A 2,023-nucleotide genomic window follows, 5' to 3' on the forward strand; every position below is an offset into this window, starting at 1 on the left:
GGCCTGACAGTTCAGAAATCACCGAGGAACTGTCCACATTCCTTGACACAGCCCAATTCAGTAGTGTTTAAGATGGGATCTAGCTGGTAAGAGGCTTGGCGACGAAACCTGCATCGTTAAACGTCTTACCGCCCCTTTCCTCTGACCACCACGTCAGCGACCCACTCCGGATCCCGAAGGGCCATCAATGCCTCAGTCAGACCGCCATTCTAGTGCCGATCGCTCCATTCCTCTTTCTGACCTCCCGTCGGCACTTCCTCCTACCCATTTTAGTCGGCGCTCAGTGCTATCCGCCCTCGCCGGGGCGGTTGCGGCGACCAGCGTCGCGGGCGTTGGGGCCGGTTCAGCCGCAGGCCAGAGCCTCAGTTCTCAGAGCCTCGCCAATAAGGAACGCAAGGTTACGGTGGTCGCGAACGTGTCGCCCTCTGCTCTGTGGCAAGCAAACCGTGATGCCCTCCAAGCGGCGAACAATGAGGTCTTTGCGGCGGGCGGTGGCGACGTAGTCATCCCACCTGGCCGCTATCTTGCGGGCGGGGTGTTGCAGGACTCCCGAGTTCGGTTCGTGGGCGCGGGAGCGACCCTTAAGCACCCAGATGGCACTGGCGCCGTGATTCGGTCACGAGTGAATCAGACGGTCGGAACCGTATCGGGGACCACCCTCACTGTGGCGAGCGCGACCGGGATCGAGCTGGGAGCGGTCATAGGTATCCAGCACGCAGGAGGCATTAACCAGACACAGTGGACTCGGTTGACCGCACCTATTGAGGCCTCGGACACGACGGTATTTGTCGAGTCCACGGCAGGGCTTGGATCGACTGGCGCGTTAAGGATCAACGGCGAAATTGTCGCCTTCGCCGGCAGGACTTCAGATAGTGTCTCCCTCGTGTCCCGCGGCCTGCACGGCACCACCCCCACAACCCACGCTACAGGGAGCCTGGCAGGGCAGACCACCGTCCATTACACCGAAGTCGTTGGCGTGACCGGGACGACGGTAACCTTGCATTCCCCTGCTCCCGTGGCAGTATCCGGAACGTCAGTGTCTACTGGGGCTGTTAGAACGGGCCTGGCCGAACTAGTTCTCGACGGCTCGAAAAACCTACACACCACGGGGGCCCTAGGTTCTCCAATCCTCTGGTACATGACCCGCTTCGGTAGGGCCCTCGATTTGTCCATATACGGCGGTGTCCAGGGAGGATTCCAGCTGCTTCACGGTGCCCGCGACAACCAGGTCGAGAACCTTGCCATTAAGGACACTGGGCGGCCTCAGCAGTCGATGGGGGCCGGGTTCTGGTTCTTCCGCGCCGCTGTCCGAAACCACATCACAGGCCTTAACGTGTCCGGGGACTGCTACCACGCCGTGTACATTGACGACCGCACTAGAACCGGTTCGGAGTGGGACGGCCCCTGTAACGATAACCAGATTAATCATCTCAATGTAGACATCCCACGGGTGGGATCGAACTCCGGTGTGATGATTGTGGGCTCGAACCGCAATATAGTCCGAGACGGCTCCATCTCCAATGTCCGCAGCGGAATAGTCGTGGACTCGAATCAAAACTATCGGCCTGATGGTTTGGTAACTCCGGCCGCCGGGAACTTGATTGACGGGGTGTCGATGCATGGAACATTCCAGGGTGTGAACTTCCGGCAGTTAGGAAATCGTGCCACAAACATTCCGATGACCGATGTCCCGGTCCCCATTGCCTACCCGGAACGGGGCACCTACATCGATGTCGGGTAAGGGTTGGGGCAGGGCGCACCGAGCCACGAGCCAGCACAGACCTGGCCCGCAGCGCTTTCCACCGGTACCCGGCCCCATCGCCCCAGCACTCTGAAGGTGGCCAGCGACCCCGGTGGAATGGCACTGGTCTCCGTCGACGGGGATAGCCCCGGGGTGGTGGACACGCTGAGACCGGCCCATTCTGGGTCGGAGAATGTAGGACATCACCATGACGAAGAAGAACTACTTGAACCGCCCCAGGTTTCCCGCCGCCTCCTTTTGAGTCGAGGAGGATGGTTGTAT

The 2,023-nt window shown here is 60.3% G+C and carries 1 protein-coding gene; it reads left to right on the forward strand.

Features of this window, described 5'->3' with window-relative positions; all coding sequences use genetic code 11:
* Positions 1-664 precede the first annotated feature (664 nt).
* Positions 665-1,741: a right-handed parallel beta-helix repeat-containing protein gene (locus KHA85_RS16360; RefSeq protein WP_213186616.1), complete on the forward strand. Its 1,077-nt coding sequence runs from the start codon at positions 665-667 to the stop codon at positions 1,739-1,741.
* The last annotated feature ends 282 nt before the right edge of the window (positions 1,742-2,023 follow it).

Origin of the sequence: Dietzia massiliensis (genome assembly GCF_018390595.1) — a bacterium.
GTDB lineage: Bacteria > Actinomycetota > Actinomycetes > Mycobacteriales > Mycobacteriaceae > Dietzia > Dietzia massiliensis.